The organism is Synechococcus sp. OH20 (assembly GCF_047502685.1).
Lineage (GTDB): Bacteria > Cyanobacteriota > Cyanobacteriia > Thermostichales > Thermostichaceae > Thermostichus.
Genome location: NZ_JANSIQ010000011.1, coordinates 258,763 through 277,643 on the forward strand (window position 1 = coordinate 258,763; position 18,881 = coordinate 277,643).

24 protein-coding genes and 1 pseudogene are annotated in these 18,881 nt (G+C 60.7%); 11 read left to right on the forward strand and 14 right to left on the reverse strand.

All coding sequences use genetic code 11. The features are described from left to right. Positions 1-46 precede the first annotated feature (46 nt). The 4 genes from NW826_RS03185 to NW826_RS03200 are packed head-to-tail and all read right to left on the reverse strand — an operon-like array spanning position 47 to position 2,178. Positions 47-364, reverse strand: coding sequence for a 2Fe-2S iron-sulfur cluster-binding protein (locus tag NW826_RS03185; RefSeq protein WP_414332977.1), 318 nt, complete (start codon positions 362-364; stop codon positions 47-49). Then, positions 364-621, reverse strand: coding sequence for a DUF1816 domain-containing protein (locus NW826_RS03190; RefSeq protein ID WP_414509413.1), 258 nt, complete (start codon positions 619-621; stop codon positions 364-366). The genes NW826_RS03185 and NW826_RS03190 overlap by 1 nt, the downstream gene beginning before the upstream one ends. A 49-nt stretch (positions 622-670) precedes the next feature. Then, a complete protein-coding gene (gene rlmB / locus NW826_RS03195) occupies positions 671-1,756 on the reverse strand; it encodes a 23S rRNA (guanosine(2251)-2'-O)-methyltransferase RlmB (protein ID WP_414509414.1) in 1,086 nt (361 codons plus the stop codon). A 32-nt stretch (positions 1,757-1,788) separates the two neighbouring features. After that, positions 1,789-2,178: a ribonuclease III domain-containing protein gene (locus NW826_RS03200; RefSeq protein ID WP_414332983.1), complete on the reverse strand. Its 390-nt coding sequence runs from the start codon at positions 2,176-2,178 to the stop codon at positions 1,789-1,791. Positions 2,179-2,554: 376 nt separating this feature from the next. On the opposite strand from NW826_RS03200, the gene NW826_RS03205 reads away from it, so the two are divergent. Further along, a complete protein-coding gene (locus NW826_RS03205) occupies positions 2,555-2,734 on the forward strand; it encodes a hypothetical protein (RefSeq protein ID WP_414509415.1) in 180 nt (59 codons plus the stop codon). A 12-nt stretch (positions 2,735-2,746) separates the two neighbouring features. Here the strand turns inward: NW826_RS03205 and NW826_RS03210 are convergent, their stop codons facing one another. From NW826_RS03210 to NW826_RS03220, 3 genes are all read right to left on the reverse strand, one after another. Next, positions 2,747-3,217: a photosystem I reaction center protein subunit XI gene (locus NW826_RS03210; RefSeq protein WP_414332986.1), complete on the reverse strand. Its 471-nt coding sequence runs from the start codon at positions 3,215-3,217 to the stop codon at positions 2,747-2,749. Positions 3,218-3,315: 98 nt separating this feature from the next. Continuing rightward, on the reverse strand, positions 3,316-3,435 hold the full coding sequence (locus NW826_RS03215) for a photosystem I reaction center subunit IX (protein WP_011434365.1): 120 nt from the start codon (positions 3,433-3,435) through the stop codon (positions 3,316-3,318). A 69-nt stretch (positions 3,436-3,504) separates the two neighbouring features. After that, a complete protein-coding gene (locus NW826_RS03220; protein WP_414332988.1) occupies positions 3,505-4,050 on the reverse strand; it encodes a Photosystem I reaction center subunit III in 546 nt (181 codons plus the stop codon). A gap of 191 nt (positions 4,051-4,241) precedes the next feature. On the opposite strand from NW826_RS03220, the gene tsaD reads away from it, so the two are divergent. Next, positions 4,242-5,339 (forward strand): tRNA (adenosine(37)-N6)-threonylcarbamoyltransferase complex transferase subunit TsaD, encoded by a 1,098-nt coding sequence (gene tsaD / locus NW826_RS03225; protein ID WP_414332990.1) that lies wholly within the window; start codon positions 4,242-4,244, stop codon positions 5,337-5,339. Here tsaD and mnmG read toward each other — a convergent pair. Beyond that, the gene (mnmG, locus tag NW826_RS03230; RefSeq protein WP_414509416.1) at positions 5,300-7,234 is read right to left on the reverse strand and encodes a tRNA uridine-5-carboxymethylaminomethyl(34) synthesis enzyme MnmG; all 1,935 of its coding nucleotides are present in this window, start codon (positions 7,232-7,234) and stop codon (positions 5,300-5,302) included. The genes tsaD and mnmG overlap by 40 nt on opposite strands. Before the next feature lie 307 nt (positions 7,235-7,541). Between mnmG and thrC the strand changes: the two genes are divergently transcribed. The 4 genes from thrC (at position 7,542) to NW826_RS03250 (ending at position 10,417) form a co-directional block, all read left to right on the forward strand. After that, positions 7,542-8,882: a threonine synthase gene (gene thrC, locus NW826_RS03235; RefSeq protein ID WP_414509417.1), complete on the forward strand. Its 1,341-nt coding sequence runs from the start codon at positions 7,542-7,544 to the stop codon at positions 8,880-8,882. Between the two features lie 93 nt (positions 8,883-8,975). Next, positions 8,976-9,500 carry a fasciclin domain-containing protein gene (locus NW826_RS03240; protein ID WP_414509418.1) on the forward strand — a complete coding sequence of 175 codons (525 nt, stop codon included), beginning with the start codon at positions 8,976-8,978 and terminating at the stop codon, positions 9,498-9,500. A 36-nt stretch (positions 9,501-9,536) separates the two neighbouring features. After that, positions 9,537-9,812 (forward strand): ubiquitin-like small modifier protein 1, encoded by a 276-nt coding sequence (locus NW826_RS03245; protein WP_414332997.1) that lies wholly within the window; start codon positions 9,537-9,539, stop codon positions 9,810-9,812. 17 nt (positions 9,813-9,829) lie between these two features. Beyond that, complete coding sequence (locus NW826_RS03250) at positions 9,830-10,417, forward strand: DNA-3-methyladenine glycosylase (protein ID WP_414332999.1); 588 nt, start codon at positions 9,830-9,832, stop codon at positions 10,415-10,417. A gap of 1 nt (position 10,418) precedes the next feature. On the opposite strand, the gene NW826_RS03255 is transcribed toward NW826_RS03250, so the two are convergent. From NW826_RS03255 to NW826_RS03265, 3 genes are all read right to left on the reverse strand, one after another. After that, entirely contained in the window at positions 10,419-11,123 is a 705-nt protein-coding gene (locus NW826_RS03255) for an alpha/beta hydrolase (RefSeq protein WP_414333000.1), read from the reverse strand. A gap of 24 nt (positions 11,124-11,147) precedes the next feature. Further along, positions 11,148-12,161 carry an oxygen-dependent coproporphyrinogen oxidase gene (gene hemF / locus NW826_RS03260; protein ID WP_414333037.1) on the reverse strand — a complete coding sequence of 338 codons (1,014 nt, stop codon included), beginning with the start codon at positions 12,159-12,161 and terminating at the stop codon, positions 11,148-11,150. A 142-nt stretch (positions 12,162-12,303) separates the two neighbouring features. Continuing rightward, positions 12,304-12,546, reverse strand: coding sequence for a Ycf34 family protein (locus NW826_RS03265; protein WP_414509419.1), 243 nt, complete (start codon positions 12,544-12,546; stop codon positions 12,304-12,306). A 214-nt stretch (positions 12,547-12,760) separates the two neighbouring features. On the opposite strand from NW826_RS03265, the gene NW826_RS03270 reads away from it, so the two are divergent. The 4 genes from NW826_RS03270 to NW826_RS03285 all read left to right on the forward strand — a co-directional run bounded on the left by NW826_RS03270 (position 12,761) and on the right by NW826_RS03285 (position 15,408). After that, positions 12,761-13,054 carry a hypothetical protein gene (locus tag NW826_RS03270; RefSeq protein WP_414509420.1) on the forward strand — a complete coding sequence of 98 codons (294 nt, stop codon included), beginning with the start codon at positions 12,761-12,763 and terminating at the stop codon, positions 13,052-13,054. A gap of 356 nt (positions 13,055-13,410) precedes the next feature. Next, positions 13,411-13,548 (forward strand): hypothetical protein, encoded by a 138-nt coding sequence (locus tag NW826_RS03275; RefSeq protein ID WP_414338475.1) that lies wholly within the window; start codon positions 13,411-13,413, stop codon positions 13,546-13,548. 81 nt (positions 13,549-13,629) lie between these two features. After that, entirely contained in the window at positions 13,630-14,889 is a 1,260-nt protein-coding gene (locus NW826_RS03280) for an MDR family MFS transporter (protein WP_414509421.1), read from the forward strand. A 150-nt stretch (positions 14,890-15,039) separates the two neighbouring features. Next, entirely contained in the window at positions 15,040-15,408 is a 369-nt protein-coding gene (locus NW826_RS03285) for a YccF domain-containing protein (protein WP_414333005.1), read from the forward strand. An 83-nt stretch (positions 15,409-15,491) separates the two neighbouring features. Here the strand turns inward: NW826_RS03285 and NW826_RS03290 are convergent, their stop codons facing one another. Next, the gene (locus NW826_RS03290) at positions 15,492-16,553 is read right to left on the reverse strand and encodes a DUF1611 domain-containing protein (RefSeq protein WP_414509422.1); all 1,062 of its coding nucleotides are present in this window, start codon (positions 16,551-16,553) and stop codon (positions 15,492-15,494) included. Continuing rightward, positions 16,553-17,605 carry a dipeptide epimerase gene (locus NW826_RS03295; RefSeq protein WP_414348296.1) on the reverse strand — a complete coding sequence of 351 codons (1,053 nt, stop codon included), beginning with the start codon at positions 17,603-17,605 and terminating at the stop codon, positions 16,553-16,555. The genes NW826_RS03290 and NW826_RS03295 overlap by 1 nt, the downstream gene beginning before the upstream one ends. Positions 17,606-17,721: 116 nt before the next feature. Here NW826_RS03295 and NW826_RS03300 point away from each other — a divergent pair. Continuing rightward, positions 17,722-17,965: pseudogene (locus tag NW826_RS03300) on the forward strand (acetolactate synthase large subunit); the annotation flags it as partial. Here NW826_RS03300 and pheA read toward each other — a convergent pair. Beyond that, on the reverse strand, positions 17,902-18,876 hold the full coding sequence (pheA, locus tag NW826_RS03305) for a prephenate dehydratase (RefSeq protein ID WP_414509423.1): 975 nt from the start codon (positions 18,874-18,876) through the stop codon (positions 17,902-17,904). The pseudogene NW826_RS03300 and the gene pheA sit on opposite strands and share 64 nt — an antisense overlap. Positions 18,877-18,881 lie beyond the last annotated feature (5 nt).

Genomic DNA, 18,881 nt, shown 5'->3' on the forward strand with positions numbered 1-18,881 from the left:
ATCCCACAATAAACTGGCGTAGAAGCAGGCGTGGGATCCGGCACGGCTAGGAGCCAAATTGTAAACGGTAAACCTCTTCCTCTTGATCGGTCTCCACCTCCAGATCAGAGGTAGGGTAAGCTACGCACAGCAGGACAAAGCCCTGAGCCCTGAGTTCCGGCCCGATCCCCATTGCATCCACCTGGGTCACGGATCCCGACTTCAGCCGCCCTGCACAGGTGGTGCAAACTCCCGCCTGACAAGAGGAAGGTAGCTCCAGGCCGTGCTCCAGAGCCGCCTGTAAAACCGTCTGATCCGCCGCGGCGGGGAAGCGGTAGGTCTGGCCCCGGTGATGGACAGTTACTTGATAAACCATAGCCGCCATTAGGAACCCACCCGCGAAGGAGTGCGGGCCACCGTCAGCGACTGCGGCTGGCGCATTTTCTTCACCTGAGCCTCGATCCTTTTGACCCCCTCCGCCTCCAGGTCGGCGATGTAGTGACTCTTATGCGTCTCTGCCTCTCTCTCGCTGGCAAAGGGGCCGTAGTAGTAGGTGCAGTCGTCGGTGGTGATCTCGATCCAAACCGATAAGCCAAGCAGCCTATCCAACAGACTGGTTAAAGAGTTGCTCACGGGATCCATCCCCCCCTATTCACAAGTGCCAAAGATCGTTCGGGATCTTTGGCAATCATCAACTAGATTCTACTGCTTTTGTTGACGATTTGTTGAGAAATGTTTCGACCTCGGCGCGTTTGAGCTGGTGGGGGGAGCGCTGCCGGTGAATCTCATAGAGGGCGATGCCCGCTGCCACCGAAGCATTCAAACTTTCCGTGCGGCCCGCCAAGGGGATCGACAGCAGTTGATCGCAGTGGCGCTGGGTGAGCAGGCTGATCCCTTCCCCTTCCGATCCCACCACCAAGGCGATGGGACGGCGAAAATCGGCGCCGTAGACGGGGGGAGCCCCTTGGCTGGTGGTGCCGTAGACCCAAAACCCCTGCTCTTTAAGATATTCTAGAGCGCGATTCAAGTTCACCACCCGCGCCACCGGCAAGGTGGAGAGGGCTCCTGCCGCCACCTTCATCACCGTCGCGGTTACCCCTGCCGCCCGCCGTTGGGGGATCACCATCCCCTGCATACCAAACGCTTCCACGCTGCGGGCGATAGCCCCCAGGTTGTGGGGATCTTGGATCCCGTCTAGCACCACCAGCACCGGATGGGGGCCGGCCTGACGGCTTTTTTCCACCAAATCCACTAGATCCATGTACTGATAAGGCGTGGCCTGGGCGGCGATACCCTGGTGATTGGCACCAGCCGTGAGGGCGTTCAGCCGTTGTGGAGATACCTCATCGATAACGGTGCCCCGCCCTTTGGCTGCTTCCAGCAGAGAAAAAAAGGGCGGGCTGTAGCGCAACTTTGGCAGGATCCAAACTCGGTTGAGGGTAGCTTGACTTCTCAGAGCAGCCAGTACCGTCTGGCGGCCGTAGATAATCTCTTGCTCCAACTCGGCCTGAGGCTGGGCTTCTTCCGGCAAGACCCCTGTCCCGTCAATGGGAAGGCCGGGATCCAGTTTGCCTGTCAATTGAGAATCCACCTGGCCTTGAGGCGACTGCCGTTGTGCGTTGCGGCGGGGAGCCTCTTGAGTGACAAGCTTGGGCCCCCCATCTCGGCGTTTGGGCCACTGTCCCCGCTTGCCGACGGATTGCCCTGCTCCTCGCCGTTGCAGTTTGCCCGAGCGAGACAGCCGTAGAGCAGGTTTGCGCTGAGAAGGCTTGGGCATGGGCGTGGAAGAGGTAAAGACGAAAGACTATCCTAGCCTTCCTCCTCGCCCAGGGTCTCAGCCAAAACATCGGTGAGGGCGAGGACATGGCGAAGTCGTTCGGGATTGACCAGGTAGAGATAGCCCAGAACGGTTTCCAGGCCGCTGGCGTTTTGGTAATCGGCCAGAGGCAGATGCCGGGGTGGGCGACCGCAGCCATTGCGACCCCAGCGGACGATCTCCTGCTCTTCGGGGTTGAGATGGGGCAACAGCGCCAACAACAACTTGGCCTGTGCCGAGCCGCGCACCCGCCTCACCACCTGCTGGTGATAGCGCTCCAGCCGATCCGGCGGAAACAACCGTTGCCGCCGCACATGCAGTTCATAAATGGCATCTCCCAAGTAGGCCAAGGCTGCGGGCGATAGGCGACGGATTTCGGCCAAAGATCTTTCAGCAGTGGGGTCGGACAGCAGATCGCTCACAACAGCTTACAACAACTATTCGTTGAAAAAATATCCAGAACCGCTGCTGTCGGCTCATGACAAATTCAAGACTCAATCCGGGCCGATCCAGTCCATGCTAGGGCAAGTTTCCGCCATGCTGCCAGTCTCCCTGTCGCCCTGAACCCCCGCTTCTGTAAGTGATTTGGATCACGAAGCTGGGGAAGAAAAAGCGCTGGTTATGGTCATTGCAAAGGGTATGAAACAGCCTGTCCGTTGATCTCCAGCTCCCCTCTCCCCTTGTGAGAGAGGCAAAGTGTCTTAATCGTGCTTAGAACAACCATGACAAACCAAGCGGTACCGGCAAGGGTCTGACGCTATGAGCCTTGACAAGCAAGTGACTCCCCCCCTCAAGAAGAGCCAAATCCAGGAAGCAGTGGGCGAGCTGGCCGCCGATCAACGCGAAAAGCTGGAAAGTAAAGCCGAACTGGCCGAAGCTGCTGCTCAACAGACGGCTGAAGAGTCCCTCAAAGACGTCGCAGATGAGGGGATGGACTAGAGAGGAAACCGCTTAGCCGAAATTGGGGAATAACAGATCTCCGTTGAGCAAAAGCAGATAGGCGACAATCGCCCCGCCCATCCCCCCTATCAAAAAGCCGGCCGCCAATTCGCTCCAAGACTGGGATCCCCCGTTGCGCTGCGAGGAGACAGTGCCGTAGAGAGAGAGGGCTGCCGTCAGGATTAAGATCAGGCCACAGGCTCCCAGAAAGCCGCTCAGCAGACCGATGGACTCGTTGCGCAGCGGCCCCAGCTTGGTAAAGGGGCCGACCAGCCAATAGCCGTGGGCCATGCCGATTTCCAAGCCCCGCCAAATGGAGCTCAATCCCGGTCGGTTGATGGGCAACCAGTCTATCAACAGACGGACAACAGACGCGTGGTTGATCGGCGTCCAGAGATCGCCAATCTGCGGATCTCCTTCGGGGACGGTGACGTATCCCCTATTCATATTCAACGGAGCGGGATCGGCATTGGGTTCGACCATTTCAGCAACTCTGTGTCCGGTTCAAAAGAGATGGAAAAAGCTCAAAAAAGCAGGGATCCCGCCGGGCACGGGTCGTGGCGGGGATCCCCTGCTTCCACTCAGAACGTCAAAATGTCCGGGAAGAAGCGATTGATCTCGATAAACAGGGCAAAAACGAAGCTGGAAAACAGGATAAAGGCCACCGGAGCAGTGGTGAGAAACTTGGTGAAATCAGCCATAGATGCCTCTCAAGAGTTGAACAGATAATGAACCGATAATCGAGTTAAGGAAGGCCGGGCTGAGGTTCTTCAGCGGGGCGAGATGGGCACAGCAGCTTCTGGCTCCTGAATTTCGCCGCTGGCAATTTCCTTCAAAGCAGCCGCGGGCCAAACCAGAGCCGTGAGGAAACAGCGCAGCGCCAGCGCTACATCGATTAGGCTTTCTTTCATCTCCGGGCTCTCCTCATCTCGAACTGCAATCAGGTAGGAGCGTCCGGCCCAGCCCAACCAACCGGCAATGTAGAGGAAAAGCAGGCCGGGGATGAGAAACTCGCCCGCATGATTCAATCGACCATCTGTAACCAAGTGGGGCAGGCCCTCTTCGCCGCAGAGCAGCTTGCTGTAGCGTTCAAAGCGCTTCTCAGTTTGGGCCAGCTTTTGCTGGTAGAGAGGAGCCAGGTCAGGGCTGGCGTTGAGGATCTTCTCTTCGAGGCTGCTCAGGCGTTCGTTCATCAGGGCCTGAAAAGCGGGAACTTCGCTGCAAGGCTTCAGACCGATCAAGGGTTCTGCCTGCACAGATTGGGCAAGGCCAAGCGCGATGCAGAGGGCCAAAAGGAAACTCAAAAGGGTTCGCATAGCAGGATGTGTCCTTGAGCTAGGGGTCTAGGATCTGTCTAAATGTGCAGGAATGCTAAGTGCAGAAACAGGCACTAAACGGTTAGTATCATACTCCCGAGCGCCTCACCTCGACGGATCCCGAGTTTTAGCTCACACAATTCTTAAGGATCCTGAAGCGTTCCCACCCCTTTTCCCCCACTTGCTCTCCCATGGCCCGCGTCCTCGCCATCGAAACCAGTTGTGATGAAACGGCTGTGGCTGTGGTGGAGGCAGATGCGGCCTGGCCGGGGTTTGCCCCGCGGCAGCTCAGCTCTGTGGTGGCCAGCCAGATTGACCTTCATGCGGCCTATGGGGGCGTGGTGCCGGAGGTGGCCTCCCGCCGCCACGTGGAAACTCTGCCCTTTGTGCTGGAGTCCGCGCTGCACCAGGCCGGGCTGGGCGTGGCCGAGGTGGATGCTGTTGCCGTCACCTGTGCGCCGGGCCTGGTGGGATCCCTGCTGGTGGGGCTGATGGGGGCCAAGACCTTGGCCCTGCTCTACAACAAACCTTTGATCGGGGTGCACCATCTGGAGGGCCACCTGTTCAGCGGCTTTTTGACCGAGCCCGACTTGCGTCCCCCTTGTCTCTGCCTTTTGGTTTCAGGGGGCCACACCAGCTTGATCTGGATGAAGGACTATGGGGAGTACCAGACGATGGGCCGCACCCGTGACGATGCTGCCGGCGAAGCCTTTGACAAGGTGGCGCGGCTGTTGGGGCTGGGCTATCCGGGCGGGCCGCCGATCGACCGCTGGGCGCAACAAGGGGATCCCAACCGCTTCCCCCTGCCCGCGGGCAAGCTGGATCACCCCTACGACACCAGCTTCAGCGGCCTTAAGACGGCGGTGCTGCGCCTGGTGCAACAGTTGCAGCAGGAAGGCCGGGAACTGCCCGTGGCCGATATTGCTGCCAGCTTCCAGGCCTGCCTCACCCGCGTGCTGACCGAAAAAGCGGTGGCCTGTGCCGAGGCGCTGGGCCTCTCGACCCTGTTGGTTACAGGGGGGGTGGCCGCCAACCGGGAGCTGCGAGCTCGCCTGCTGGAAGCGGGCCGACCCAAGGGCCTGCGGGTGATCATCCCGCCTGTTGCCCTCTGTACCGACAACGCCGCCATGATCGGGGCAGCCGGCCTCTGCCACTGGCTGCGGGGAGAGATCTCACCCCTGGATCTGGGCGTAGCTTCGCGCCTGCCCCTGGAAGAGATCCCTGCCCTCTACGGCAAGGGGGGCAGAGATTACCGCGAGGTACTAACGGGTTCTGCCGTTGCCCTCTGACGTTGCCGCACCTCGAGGTAGATGAGCAGGGCGTTGATGTCGGCGGGGTTGACGCCGCCAATGCGAGCGGCCTGGCCCACCGTCAGGGGTCGGACGGCCGCCAGTTTCTCCCGCGACTCTTTGGAGAGGGTGGGGATGGAGTGGTAGTCCAGATCGGGGGGCAGGGGGCGGTGGTACTGCTTGCTCACCTGCTCAATTTGGTTCTGCTGCCGCTGGATGTAGCCGCTGTATTTGACGGCAATTTCTGCTGCCTCCTGCTCAAAGGGATCCAGCTCCTCATCGCCCAAGCCCAGCTCCAGCAGGTCGGCGTAGTGGGTCGGGTTGCGGCGCAGGATCTCGGCCAGCGTGGCGGATCCTTTGATCCCCTGGCCGGTCAGTTGGCTGAGGTGGATCCCGGCGGGGTCGTGGGCCTTAACCCGCTGGGTTTCCAGGCGCTCGATCTCGGCGGCAATGCGGGCTTGCTTGGCCTGGAAAAGAGACCAGCGGCGGTCGTCGATGAGGCCCAACTCTCGCCCCAGAGGAGTAAGGCGCTGGTCGGCGTTGTCAGCACGTAGGATGAGGCGGTATTCGGAGCGGCTGGTGAGCATGCGGTAGGGCTCCCGCAGCTCTTTGGTGCAGAGGTCGTCGATGAGGGTGCCGATGTAGCTGGACTCGCGCGGCAGAGTGACCAAGGGTTTGCCCTGCACCAGGCGGGCGGCATTGATCCCGGCTATGAGCCCCTGGGCTGCCGCCTCCTCGTAGCCGGTGGTGCCGTTAATTTGGCCGGCGCAGAACAGCCCCTGCACTTTTTTGGTCATTAGGGTGGGGTAGAGCTGGGTAGCCGGCAGATAGTCGTATTCCACGGCGTAGGCAGGCCGCAGCATCACGCACCGCTCCAGGCCAGGCAAGGAGCGCAACATCTGGATCTGGATTTTCTCCGGCATCCCCGTCGAGAACCCCTGGATGTAGAGCTCCGGCAGATCCCGCCCTTCCGGCTCGATGAAAATTTGATGGCTTTCCTTGTCGGCGAAGCGGACGATCTTGTCTTCGATGCTGGGGCAGTAACGCGGCCCTTTGGCCTCCACCCAACCGCCGTAGACCGGGGTCTCGTGGAGATTTTCGCGGATGATGCGATGGGTCTCCGGTGTGGTGCGGGTGAGGTAGCAGTCCATCTGCTCCCGCGGCACCCACACCTCCGGGTCGAAGCTAAACCAGCGCACGTCGGGATCCCCTGGTTGCCGCTCCATCACGGAAAAATCGACGCTGCGGCGATCCACACGGGCAGGGGTGCCGGTTTTCAGCCGGCCCGTCTCAAAGCCCAGTTGGCGCAGGGTGTCGGTCAGGCCTTCGACGGCAAATTCCCCCGCCCTGCCGGCAGGTTGCCAGTGGCGGCCAATCCAGATGCGCCCCCCCAGAAAGGTGCCCGTGGTCAGGATCACCGCCCGACAGCCGAAGACACTGCCAAAGTGGGTAACCACGCCCACCACCTCATCGTTGCGCCCCAGCACCAGGTCGGTGACGGTGCCCTCGCGAAGGGTCAGGTTGGGTTGGTTTTCCACCACCGAGCGCATCACCCGCGCGTACTCGCGTTTGTCGGTTTGCGCCCGCAAGGCCCACACCGCCGGCCCCCGCGAGCGGTTGAGGATCCGCTTCTGTAAATAGGTGCGGTCGGTAACCTTGCCCATCTCGCCGCCAAGGGCGTCGATTTCGTGCACCAGTTGCGACTTGGCCGGGCCGCCCACGGCGGGGTTACAGGGCTGCCAGGCAATCTTGTCCAGGTTCAACGTCAGCATCAAGGTATTGCAGCCCAAGCGTGCTGCCGCCAAGGCCGCTTCACAGCCGGAATGCCCCCCACCCACCACGATCACGTCGTAGTGGTCGAGAAAATCCACGTTGTCTCGTCCAACTTTGAGCATCGGATTGCCCCTTGCTGGCTACCGGGATCCCCTATCCCAATTGGGTTGTTACAGCTTGTTTCTCCAGTCTAGCGATGGATAGAGGGCTATCCCCACATCTCGGCAAGAGGAAAAGGCTCCTTGGCCAGACCCCCACCAGTTTGCCGCCCCGAGGCTGCCCAAACCGGCTAGGATCTCGCTCTCCCCAGTCGAATCTAATCCAGACTATTTTAGTCGGATTTGGTTGACGGGATAGATCGGGGGTGATAAGATGGCCCCCGACGATGGGTAAACAAGATCCAGCCCTTTCTCCTGCCTGAGGCTCCCTATGACGCAAACCCTTTCCCAACGCCCGCTCGTGCCTGCCGCTGCCCCGGCGGCTCCTGCCCTGCGCAACCCCCAGGTGAGCTTCAGCCGCTTGCGCTGCCGCGAATGTGGGGCTGAGTACGAGCCGGTGGCTAAGCACGTGTGCGACCTGTGTTTTGGCCCCCTGGAAGTGGTCTACGACTACGACTGGCTCAAGGGCGCCGTCAGCCGGCAGAGCATCCAGGCCGGGCCGCTGTCCATCTGGCGCTATCGGCCTTTTCTGCCGGTGGTTTCGGAGCGGCCCATCGATGTGGGCACCGGCATGACGCCTCTGGTGAAGGCGGAGCGGCTGGGCCGGCGGTTGGGGTTGAAAAACCTCTACATCAAAAATGACGCCGTCAACATGCCCACCCTCAGCTTTAAGGATCGGGTGGTGTCGGTGGCCCTGACCCGCGCCAAGGAGCTGGGCTTTACCACCGTTTCCTGCGCCAGCACGGGCAACTTGGCCAACTCCACCGCCGCCATTGCCGCCCACGCCGGCCTGGACTGCACCATCTTCATCCCGGCGGACTTAGAAGCGGGTAAGGTGCTGGGATCCCTCATCTACAACCCCATCGTCATGGCGGTGGAGGGCAACTACGACCAGGTCAATCGCCTCTGCGCCGAGGTGGCCGATCGCTACGGCTGGGGCTTTGTCAACATCAACCTGCGCCCCTACTACGCAGAAGGCTCGAAAACCCTGGCCTACGAGGTGGTGGAGCAACTGGGGTGGCAACTGCCGGATCAGGTGGTGATCCCGCTGGCGTCCGGATCCCTGTACACCAAGATTTACAAAGGTTTCCAGGAGTTTGTGAAGGTGGGGCTGGTGGCGGAGAAGCCGGTTACCTTCCACGGCGCCCAGGCCCAGGGCTGCTCGCCCATTGCCCAGGCCTTTCGCGAAGGACGGGATTTTGTTACTCCTGTTAAGCCCAATACCATCGCCAAGTCCATTGCCATCGGCAACCCTGCCGACGGCATCTACGCCCTGGAGATCGCCCGCAAGACCGGCGGCCAGATCGCGACGGCCACGGATCCCGAGATCATCGCTGGCATCAAGCTCCTGGCCGAGACCGAAGGCATCTTCACCGAGACCGCCGGCGGCACCACCATTGCCGTGCTCAAACACCTGGCCGAAGCCGGACAGCTCGATCCCGAGGCGGTTACGGTTGCCTACATTACCGGCAACGGCTTGAAGACCCAGGAGGCGGTGCAGGCGCAGGTGGGCCATCCGCTGCTGATCTCGCCCAAGCTGGAGAGCTTTGAACAGGCGTTGGAGCGGGCCCGCACCCTGGAGCGGCTGGACTGGCAAGAGGCCTCGGTTTGAAGCGAGGGGGATCCCCCTGGGCTCTTAACGGAAACTTAATGAAGAACTGTTACGATCCCTGGTACAGGCCCACTTGCTCAGGAGCTTTGCACCATGCCTATCTTTCGTTCTGTCCGTTACTTTGCGCGTCGCTGCCTGCCGGTGGCGGTAGCGGTGTTGGCCCCTCTTGCTTTGGCTCCCACGGCTCGGCCCCAGGGGCTGAACACCATTGCCGTTGAGCTGGAAACTTTGCCCAGCAGCTACTCGACGTTGGCGGCGGCTTTGCGGGCGGCGGGGCTGAACACGGCGTTGGCGGGGCCGGGGCCATTTACGATCTTTGCCCCTTCCAATGTAGCTTTTGGCCAACTGCCGCCGGGCACCGTAGAGACGTTGTTGCAGCCGGCCAACCGGGATCAGCTCACCCGCATCCTCACCTATCATGTGGTGCCGGGGCGGATTACCTCGTTTGACCTGCGGCCCGGCCAATCGACTACTCTGACCACCTTGGCAGGGTTGCCGCTACGGGTGCAGGTGGGATCCGATGGCAGCATCCGGGTCAACGGGGCCAGCGTGAACCTGGCGGATATTCCGGTCTCGAACGGGGTGATTCACGGCATTGACGGGGTGCTGCTACCCTAGTCTTCTAATGTTGGTCGATGGACGAAGCATTGGCTTATGGCGGTCAAGGTGTTGATTCCCACCACGCTGCGGGCACTCACCCGGGATCAGGAGGTGGTGAATTGCGAGGGATCCACAGTTCGGGAGTTGCTGGAGGCCTTGGAGCAGAGCTATCCGGGCATCAAGGCGCGGCTGTGCGACGAGAAGGGGGAATTGCGCCGCTTTGTCAATTTTTATGTCAACAGCGAAGATATTCGTTTCCTCAACGGCTCCGACACCCCTCTTCAGGATGGGGATGAGGTGAGCATCGTCCCTGCTGTTGCCGGGGGCTGAGGCCTGCCGAGCCTGCCGTGGATCCCAGGGATTGGTTAAGCCAGCCGGCGCCGCTGGTGGCGCCTGCTTTGCTGGGCATGGTGCTGGTGCGGCAATTTGCCGATGGGCTGCAGGTGCGGGCCCAGATCGTGGAAACGGAAGCCTACACCGCCGGAGATCCGGCTTGCCACGCCTATCGCCGCAAGACCCGGCGCAATCAGGTGATGTTCGGGCCGCCGGGCCATCTCTACGTCTATCGCATCTACGGCCTCTACCACTGCTTGAACATCGTCACCGACGCGGAAGGGATCCCCTCGGCAGTTTTGATCCGGGCAGCCCAGTTGGATTGCCTGCCGGAGTGGATCCCGGCCAGTAAGCGCTCGAAGCCTGCACGGGTGGCGTCAGGGCCGGGCCTGCTCTGTCAGGCGTTGCGCATCGACGGATCCCACAACGGCTGGCGGCTGGAGCGGGCGGAAGCCGGCCAGGAAGGCATTTGGCTAGAGGGATCCCCCGCTTGGGAAGCACAGTTGCCCATCGTCCAGACCACCCGCATTGGCATTACCCATGGGGCCGAGCTCCCCTGGCGCTGGTACATTAAGGATCATCCGACGGTGTCGCGCTATTAGGTCACGCTTTCATTGGCGAATCTCTTCTATCCAACCGGTTTTGCAACCACGTCTGAATATCCCGCAGGCTCTCCGGAGCAACTTCATGGCCCATCTCGTACTCGCGATAGGTGAAGTTCAGCGGCAACGGGGCGAAATAGTCCCGGATCTGGCGGCCAAAAGCAATCGGCAAAACGGCATCGGCAGTGCCATGAACCGCCAAGATGGCCAGGTGTTTCATCCGCTCCGGCTCCACCGCCTCGGCCAGGATCTCTGGAGATAGGCGCCCACTCATCGCCACCACCCCTGCCAGCTTCTCCGGCTGGGTCAGAGCCAAATACAGGCTCATGATCGCCCCCTGGCTAAACCCCAGCAAATACACCTGGCCTGGATCCAAAGCAAGATTAGAAAGATCCGGGAGCCCATCCGGCAACACCTGCTCCAGAAAGCGGCTCAGGAGCTGGAGGCTATCGCGTGCCTGCTGCGGATCCCCCACCAGCCCTTCCGGCGTCCAGGCCATTTCAAACCAGGCAAACCCGCCTACACCCCAAGCAATGGGGGCTCTCAAGCTGATCACCGCAAACCGGGGATCCAGATAGGGAGCCAACTGGAACAAGTCCCCCTCGTGGCTGCCGATCCCGTGCAGCATCACCAACACAGGTGCGGATCCCAGGCCGGCTTGGCGGGGGGGCTGAAAGCGGTAGGCGAGGGGCAAAGGGGGAGACACACAGACATCCTCCAGACGGGGAAACTATGCCCAATCCTGGGGGTGCCGCAGAACCTGGTAGAGCTTGGCTTCCCAGGTGCCCGGCTGCGGCTCGTAGCCGTATTCCCAGCGCACCAACGGCGGCAGCGACATCAGGATCGACTCGGTGCGGCCTTGGGTCTGGAGCCCGAAGATCGTGCCCCGGTCGTAGACCAGGTTAAACTCCACATAGCGCCCGCGCCGATAGAGCTGGAATTGTCGCTCCTGCTCCCCCCATTCCATTCCCTGGCGCCGCTCCACAATGGGCACATAGGCCGGCAAAAAGGCCTCACCACAGGCTTGCACCAGCTCAAAAAGATGCTCCCAACTGCGGCATCCCACCCGCACTTGCAGCGGTGGCGGTTCAGTCGCAAGCTGGTCGGGATCCCCTTCTGCCTGACCCTCAGGACGGTAAAGGAGGCCGGGGCGCTCATCCTGATAGTCGAAGAAAATGCCGCCAACGCCGCGGGCCTCACCCCGGTGGGGCAGGAAAAAGTAGCGGTCGCACCAGATCTTGAAAGCCGGGTAGTAGGCGGGATCCAAGCGGTCACAGGCCGCCTTGATGGTGCGGTGAAAATGGGCCGCATCCTCCTCAAACAGGTAATAGGGGGTGAGATCCATGCCGCCCCCAAACCACCAAACCGGCCCCGCCTCGAAATAGCGATAGTTCAGGTGAACCGTCGGCACGTAAGGGTTACGGGGGTGCAGCACCATGGAAGTGCCGGTGGCATAGAAAGAATGCCCTGCCGCTTCTGGGCGCTGTTTCAGAATCGAGGGGGGCAGATGGGATCCGAACACCTCGGAAAAATTGACCCCCCCCTGCTCAAATACGTCTCCCTGCTGGATGACCCGCGAGCGCCCACCCCCTCCGCCAGGGCGTTCCCAACGGTCTTCGCGAAACTTGGCTTTGCCATCCAGGGCTTCCAGACGGGCACAGATGTCATCCTGTAGGCGCTGCATGAACCGGCTCACCTGTTGGCGGGCATCCACCGGCAGCGCTGTCGGGCTTGAGGCCAGCATCATCGTCTTCCTATCTCTCGCAACTTGCCAAAAACATCCCCAGTCCCAACAAACCCTCTCAAGCTGGGGCAGCCGAACCCAAGAGCTCTGACCGCCCCTGGACGGTACAGTGCGCAGCTTAGGTCCAGGCCATTCTGGGATCTTACGTGGGAACCGCCTCGTAGGGACGGAGCCGCGCCCATTTGTTCCGTTCCTCGCGAAAGCTCTGGCAGCCCACCACATCCCATTCCATCTCCGTGCCGCCGTTGCGGATATTAACATTGATCTGGGGGCCTCGCGGCTCAAAATCCGGCGTCAAAGTGAGATGGGGCTGCTGATGCTGCGCTTCCACGGCATGGTAGGTGGTGCAGCGGTCTACGTAGTAGCAGTGAATACAAATACACATGGTTGCTGCCTGCAAGAGACGGTTCCCGATCTCGAGAGTAGCATCCGGCCCTTTTCTAGACAGGGGATCCCCTCTTTCTCAGCCGGCTCTTGAGATATTTCTTAGCAAACAGAGGCATCTCCTCGTCTCTCATCTAGAATCTCGACATACTTCTCAGGCTGAGGCTGGATCTGCCTCTAGGATCGAACTATCCAGGCTATCCCAAGGAATTGCCATGAACACCCACACCCGCTACCGCTTCACCTGCACCCTCTCCTTTGGAGATATCTACGGTCAGATCATCGTCTGGCTGATTGTCATCTTTGCCAGCCTGGGCGCTGCCCTCTCCCTGATGAATAGCCCCCTCTATGCCTTTCTCACCATCGCCCTGATTTTGGTCATTTCCCTGCCTTTTTTGCTCTTCGCCTTTGTGACCACCCTGCTCAACCACATCGAGTTTGTGGCCGTTCCCCCTGAGGCAGAGGAAGAGCGAGCTGTGGCAGCCAAGTCGCGGATGGCCGTCGGCTAGCAGCCAGTGGGCCCCTTCCGGCGCTAAGGATGCCGCAGGTTGGCCAGCCGTTTCGGTGGCCAGCGGGGCTTTCTGCTTAATACTTGTTTAAACTCCGTCAGATTTTGTCTATAATTGAGTCGGAAGGCCTGACAGCTTTTTCCACCTTCAGGAGAGTTCTGCAGCCAAGCAGGATCCTAATCTATGCAAGGGATGGATCTACCTTGGCTGAGGGAGATGACGTGGTAAGAAGCTGTACCGTTTGACCTCTTGGCTGGTCTTGCTGCCTTGCTTGCAGGGGCGAGCCGGCTGAGGATGGCTTAGGAGAGGGCTGCAAGTCAGTTCAGGAAGATGGGTGTGCTGTAGTGACGAAGGTGATGGACAATAGCTTGGCGCAGCTCGACTACCGAGTGTACAGGTTGGCGCGGCTGTTGAGCGAGTATTTGAATTTGGGGGAATTGATTGCCCTGTCTGTTGGCTCTCTACAGGAGGGGCGTTCTCGCAATGGAGATTAGGCTGGGCCTGATCTACCCGGGCGCTGGCGTCGGCAAGCGGGATCCCGTAGCCTAGGTAATTTGTCCTCCGTTACAGCCCCTATGCGGATCCCTTCCTGGTGGCCGAAGCTCAGTTTTCAGGTCTGGCTGATCTTCATCGGTCGGCTGCTTTCCCAAACCGGAACCGGCTTTACCCTGTTTTATGCCACCCTCTTTTTTGTCAATCGGGTAGGGCTGACCGCCACCCAAGTGGGCTTGGGGCTGGGCGTTATGGCTTTTGCCGGGGTGTTTGGCCGCATCCTGGGCGGCTCGATGGCCGATGGTTCTTGGGGGCGCCGCTCCACGTTGATCCTCTCGCTGTCTATTTCTGCCGTGGGATCCTTTGGGTTTGCGCTCTCCTACGAGTTCTGGAGTTTTGCCTTGGCCAACGTGGCGGCAGGTTTGGGGCAAGGGTTATACTGGCCGCCTGCAGAAGCGATTGTAGCGGATCTAACCACGCGCGAGCAGCGCAACGAAGCCTACGCTCTCAACCGCCTGGGGGATAGCCTGGGTCTCAGCCTTGGGGTGGCTATGGCCAGCACGCTGGTGGCTCTGACGGGGGCCTATCGGCTCTTGTTTGTAATCGATGGTGTTACTTTTCTAATCTTTTTGGCGGTGCTCTGGTTTTTCATCCGGGAAACCCGGGCCACCTGTTCGGCGACAGAGCCTGTGTTAGCAGGTTGGAAAACCGCCCTTGGGGATCGCTCTCTCTTGGTGTTTGGCCTGTCGAATATCCTGTTCACCACTTACATCGCTCAGCTCAGCAGCAGCATGCCCCTCTACTTCCGCAATCGGGTAGGGATCCCAGAGGTGCAAATCGGCATTCTGTTTGCCTTACATGGGGCTCTGATTGCTCTGCTGCAGATGCCGGTGGCCCGTTGGCTAAACCGCCGCACGCGCGTCCAAGGGTTGCAGGGATCCGCCCTAATGTGGGGGGTGGGATTTCTCCTGGTTTGGCTCAGCGGCCTGGCGGCAGGGCTGGGAACCGGGCCGGCTTTGGGGGTGGCGGCCTTGGCTCTGGTGGTGCTCTCGTTGGCCTTGGTAAGCTATAACCCCTCTGCCTCTGCTTTGGTGGCGGATTTGGCGCCGGATCACTTGCGGGGGGTGTATCTGTCGGTCAACTCCCTCTGTTGGGCGGCAGGGTTTGCCGTTGGCCCCATGATTGGGGGGATGGCCTTGGACTTGCCGCAACCGTGGGCCAGCGGGTTGTGGGTCTTTTGGGTGATCAGCGTCGGCATGGTTTTGGGCATCCTCAGCTTTCTTAATCACATTCTGCCCTGCCAGGTGAATAGATCCACAGCGCCTCTGATCGTGGAGCCCTAAAGCGCAGAAAAGAACCGGATCTGGGGATCCCGGCTTGGCCAGTGGCTTGTTAGGATCAATCCGTCCTCAAAGATGGGTCTTTAGGCCCCCTTTTTTGGGTGAGGATGCCGAACAGGAGGGCTCTGGTCTCAACGGTGGAGGATCTGAATCGTGAGCTTGATTGGCAACATCATTTGGCTCATCTTCGGGGGCTTGCTGACAGGTTTGGGCTATATCTTGGGAGGGCTGAGCCTCTGCCTGACGATCATCGGCATTCCTTTTGGCTGGCAGAGCATCAAACTGGGGTTTGCAGTGCTGGCCCCTTTTGGGAAAGAAGTGGTGGAGTATCCCGATGCCAACAGCCCGCTGCTGCTGATCTTTAACGTTATCTGGCTATTGCTGTTCGGCTGGCCGCTGGTGCTTAACCATCTCTTCTGGGCTCTGATTCTGGCCATCACCATTGTCGGGATCCCTTTTGCAAAACAACACATGAAGTTAATTATTTTGTCCTTGTTGCCCTTTGGCCGAGATCTGCGCTGAGGAAGTGGGTGGACTTGGGATCTCGCCTTTTGATTTCCGAAGACTTCGCCAAGCTGACGGTAGGGGCGGGTGCAGACTATGGGTCATCCTGCCGCCAAAATCGCCTCCAACAAGGGATCTGCCCCAAAGCGCACCACATCGGTACAGGGCCGTCCGGTCTCGGCTTGCACCTGGCGGATCTGCTCCAGCGCCGCTTCTTCCTCCCAGCCGAAGGTATTGAGGGCAATCCCCACCACCGGCACAGGGGCGAAGGCACCAGCAGCCATGGCCACCTGTTCGTACAGCTCAATCACCTTGGACAAAGGTGGGATGGGCACGTAGTCCATCCCTTTGATATGAGTCTGGCCGGCTCGGTGAACCAAGATCAAATGGGTGGGCTGGGATCCCCGCAGCAGGGGCAAGGTCGCCGTCGAGGCGGGGTTGAGCAGGGATCCCTGGCCTTCGAGGTGCAAAATGTCGTGGTCAGAACCATAACGCAGCACCAGTTGCTCCACCGCTCCGCTGGCGTAGTCCACCCGCACTGCATCCAACGGGATCCCCTCGCCGCTGATGAGGATCCCGGTTTGTCCGGTGGCCAAAAAGCGGGAGCGCAGTCCCCGTCTCAGGCTGGCCCGGTGCAGCTCCAGGCTGGCGGACATTTTGCCCACGCTCATGTCGGTGCCCACCGTCAACACCCGTTTGCAGGGCAAGGTGCGGGCCAAAGCTTTTCCCACCGACAGGTTGGGGGGTTCGCGGCGAATGTCCCAGATCCAGGCTCCCGGCTGCAGCCACTGCCGCAACTGGGGATCCTCGGCCAGAGGCGTGTGGAGACCGTTCACCAGAGATAGGCCGGCTTGCAGGGCTTGGCGCAACTCCTCCCGCCAGGCTTGTGGCAACTGGCCGCCCGAAGGGGCAATCCCGATCACGAGCACTTCAGGCCGGTAGGCCAGCGCCTCCGCCACCGAGGCCACAATGGGAATGGCTTTGGCGATGCCGGTCAGATGAACCAGGGATCCCCCCGCCTGCTCCCGGTCGACCACCGCCACCACCGGGAAAGGCCCGTAGCGCAGCAGCCCCAAGCCCGTTTTGCCGTGCTCCCCCAGCAGGCCACCGTGGAGCAGGATGGCCACCCGAGTTTGGCTGGATAGGGATCCCGGCTTTCCCATTACTCCTCCCGCAGCTCTACCCCCAAGCCCGGTCGGTCGGTGGGGATGAGACGGCCCTCCTGCAGGACGGCCCCGACGAAGGGATCCTCGACAAGATTGAGGTGGCTGTCCAAATCCAGATAATCCACCAGTGGGGCCAAGTGGGCCGCCGCCGTATTCCCCAGAGCCGTGTTGCTGTAGCAGCCCAGCATCACCTGCAGCCCGTAAGATTTGGCCGTGTGGATCATGCGCCAGGCTTCGCTGAGGCCCCCACATTTCATCAGCTTGATGTTGATGCCGTGGACGCGATCCGCCAGGGCAGGAATATCGCGGCTGTCGCAGCAGCTCTCATCCACAAAGATGGGCAGCTTCGACTCGTGCCAGAGGGTGATCAGCTTCGCCTCCTGCCCCCTCTCCAAAGGCTGCTCTAGGTAGCTCACCCCTTGCCCCGCCAGCCAGTTGCTCATGCTCAAGCTCTGCTCCACCGTCCAAGCCCCGTTGGCATCCACTGTAATCAAGGATCCCAGCGGGATCACCTCTTGCACAGCAATCAGCATGTTCTGATCCGCCCTCAGCCCCAAGTCGCTACCCAGCTTGATCTTAAAGGCCCGCGCTTGGGTCTGTTCCATCCAGGCCAAGGCCCGCTGGCGGGCCGCTTGAGGGGTGGAAATGCCAATGGTCAACGTGGTGGACGGAATGCGGGAGCGATCCAGCCCCCACAACTGCCACAGGGGCTTCTCCAGTCGTTTGCCCATCCAATCGTGCAGAGCCATATCCACCGCCGCCCGCGCCGCCGACGGGATCCCGGCCTGCAGCAACTGGGCCTCGATTTGCTGGCGCTCCCAGGGGGAGTGGCGCCTCAGGATCCCTTTGGCCACATCTAGGCCCATGAGGATATCGTCCAGGGACTGGTGGCAGTCGTCGCTTAGCGAGAAGGGACAAGCCTCTCCCCACCCTTCAATCCCCTCTTCCTCGATCCGCACCCACGCCAGCGCAGCCTCACTGTAGGTACCTCGGCTGATGGTCAGGGCATAGCGCTTGTGAACGGTGAAAGCTTCAACATAAAACCGCATGGGCATCTCCAGAGGAGAGACAGCTTTGAGGGGCAATTCCATTCGAGCTTAGCTCGGTTCCCACCGCCCCCTAGCTCAGAAAAAAAGTTATCCCCTGCCCTGTCCACTGTCTATGGTGGAGGGCCCGCCTTTACTACTGCGACAAACCCAACACCTGTCTCATCTCCAATGGCTTTGCCCGCCAAATTGGTACATCCTGACCGCCACATCGTGGCCGTGACTGGAGATGGCGGCTACGGGTTGATCGGGTGGCAGCAGTATGGCGTCAAGCTGGCGGAGAGCATGGGGCTCAAAGGCTACCCTGTCTCAGAGAGCAGGGCTCCTGCTGCTTGGGATAGACCACCCTGTTTGCAGAGGTCATGCACGGGGTAGCTGCCGAAGAGCTTCAAAGTTTCCGCAATCGCTTCCAGCGCCGCAATCACCTCTGCATCCAGATAGGGCTGGCCGACCGGATTCTCCAGATCGACAAAAAAGACATAAGTCCCCGCCGATTTTTTGGTGGGGCGCGATTCAATACGCGACATGTTCAAGCCCCGCTCCGCAAAGACTTGCAGCGGCTTCAGCAGCGCCCCCGGCACATTGTGGGGCAGGCTGAAGGCCAAGGAAGTGTGGGATCCTCCAGGGGAAGCGGGCGCCCCATCCTGTCGATCTGAAGGCGAAAGCGGCCCACGGCCCACCACCCAAAAGCGGGTGCAATTGTCGGGGTGATCGTTGATTGGGCAGGCCAAGACCGGCAACTGGTAGAGGGTGGCAGCTCGTTCTGAGGCAATGACGGCGGCGCCGGGCTGCTGCTGCAGGCGATCCAATTCTTCGGTGGTGGAGCGGGTTGGGATCAGCGTGGCTTGAGGCAAATGGGCTCTCAGCCACGCCTGACATTGGGCCAAAGCCTGCGGGTGGGAATAGACCTGCTCAATGTGCTGCAACTGCGAGGCACGTCCGATGAGGGCATGGCGAATCGGTAGGATCAGCGCCTGGCGGATGCTCAGCCCCTCCAGTTGCCAGAGGGCGTCCAAGGTCATGGAAACGCCGCCCTCTACCGAGTTTTCCACCGGCACCACCGCCCAGGGTTGCTGGCCGGCAGCTACCGCCTCCAAACAAGCGCTGATCGTCGGATAGGGCACCAAGGGATGGGATCCCTGGCTGTGCAGGTGAGGCTGCTCGGGGCAGGCCAGCAAAGCAGCCAGCTCCGTGTAGGTTCCGGCAGGGCCGAGAAAGGCCACCGGCGAAGCGGAAACGGTCACGTCAGCAGTGGGTAGCACTGTCGGGGGCATTCCTG

Excerpts from the sequence above, each read along its gene's own strand:
- NW826_RS03275 (WP_414338475.1), top strand. The coding sequence starts at position 13,411 with ATGGACAATAGCTTGGCGCAGCTCGACTACCGAGTGTACAGGTTGGCG.
- NW826_RS03280 (WP_414509421.1), top strand. The coding sequence starts at position 13,630 with ATGCGGATCCCTTCCTGGTGGCCGAAGCTCAGTTTTCAGGTCTGGCTG.
- NW826_RS03245 (WP_414332997.1), top strand. The coding sequence starts at position 9,537 with ATGGCGGTCAAGGTGTTGATTCCCACCACGCTGCGGGCACTCACCCGG.
- NW826_RS03295 (WP_414348296.1), bottom strand. The coding sequence starts at position 17,605 with ATGCGGTTTTATGTTGAAGCTTTCACCGTTCACAAGCGCTATGCCCTG.
- NW826_RS03270 (WP_414509420.1), top strand. The coding sequence starts at position 12,761 with ATGAACACCCACACCCGCTACCGCTTCACCTGCACCCTCTCCTTTGGA.
- NW826_RS03190 (WP_414509413.1), bottom strand. The coding sequence starts at position 621 with ATGGATCCCGTGAGCAACTCTTTAACCAGTCTGTTGGATAGGCTGCTT.
- NW826_RS03205 (WP_414509415.1), top strand. The coding sequence starts at position 2,555 with ATGAGCCTTGACAAGCAAGTGACTCCCCCCCTCAAGAAGAGCCAAATC.
- NW826_RS03210 (WP_414332986.1), bottom strand. The coding sequence starts at position 3,217 with ATGGTCGAACCCAATGCCGATCCCGCTCCGTTGAATATGAATAGGGGA.
- mnmG (WP_414509416.1), bottom strand. The coding sequence starts at position 7,234 with ATGCTCAAAGTTGGACGAGACAACGTGGATTTTCTCGACCACTACGAC.
- rlmB (WP_414509414.1), bottom strand. The coding sequence starts at position 1,756 with ATGCCCAAGCCTTCTCAGCGCAAACCTGCTCTACGGCTGTCTCGCTCG.
- pheA (WP_414509423.1), bottom strand. The coding sequence starts at position 18,876 with ATGCCCCCGACAGTGCTACCCACTGCTGACGTGACCGTTTCCGCTTCG.
- NW826_RS03220 (WP_414332988.1), bottom strand. The coding sequence starts at position 4,050 with ATGCGAACCCTTTTGAGTTTCCTTTTGGCCCTCTGCATCGCGCTTGGC.
- NW826_RS03265 (WP_414509419.1), bottom strand. The coding sequence starts at position 12,546 with ATGTGTATTTGTATTCACTGCTACTACGTAGACCGCTGCACCACCTAC.
- NW826_RS03290 (WP_414509422.1), bottom strand. The coding sequence starts at position 16,553 with ATGGGAAAGCCGGGATCCCTATCCAGCCAAACTCGGGTGGCCATCCTG.
- hemF (WP_414333037.1), bottom strand. The coding sequence starts at position 12,161 with ATGCTGGCCTCAAGCCCGACAGCGCTGCCGGTGGATGCCCGCCAACAG.
- NW826_RS03185 (WP_414332977.1), bottom strand. The coding sequence starts at position 364 with ATGGCGGCTATGGTTTATCAAGTAACTGTCCATCACCGGGGCCAGACC.
- NW826_RS03215 (WP_011434365.1), bottom strand. The coding sequence starts at position 3,435 with ATGGCTGATTTCACCAAGTTTCTCACCACTGCTCCGGTGGCCTTTATC.
- thrC (WP_414509417.1), top strand. The coding sequence starts at position 7,542 with ATGACGCAAACCCTTTCCCAACGCCCGCTCGTGCCTGCCGCTGCCCCG.
- NW826_RS03240 (WP_414509418.1), top strand. The coding sequence starts at position 8,976 with ATGCCTATCTTTCGTTCTGTCCGTTACTTTGCGCGTCGCTGCCTGCCG.
- tsaD (WP_414332990.1), top strand. The coding sequence starts at position 4,242 with ATGGCCCGCGTCCTCGCCATCGAAACCAGTTGTGATGAAACGGCTGTG.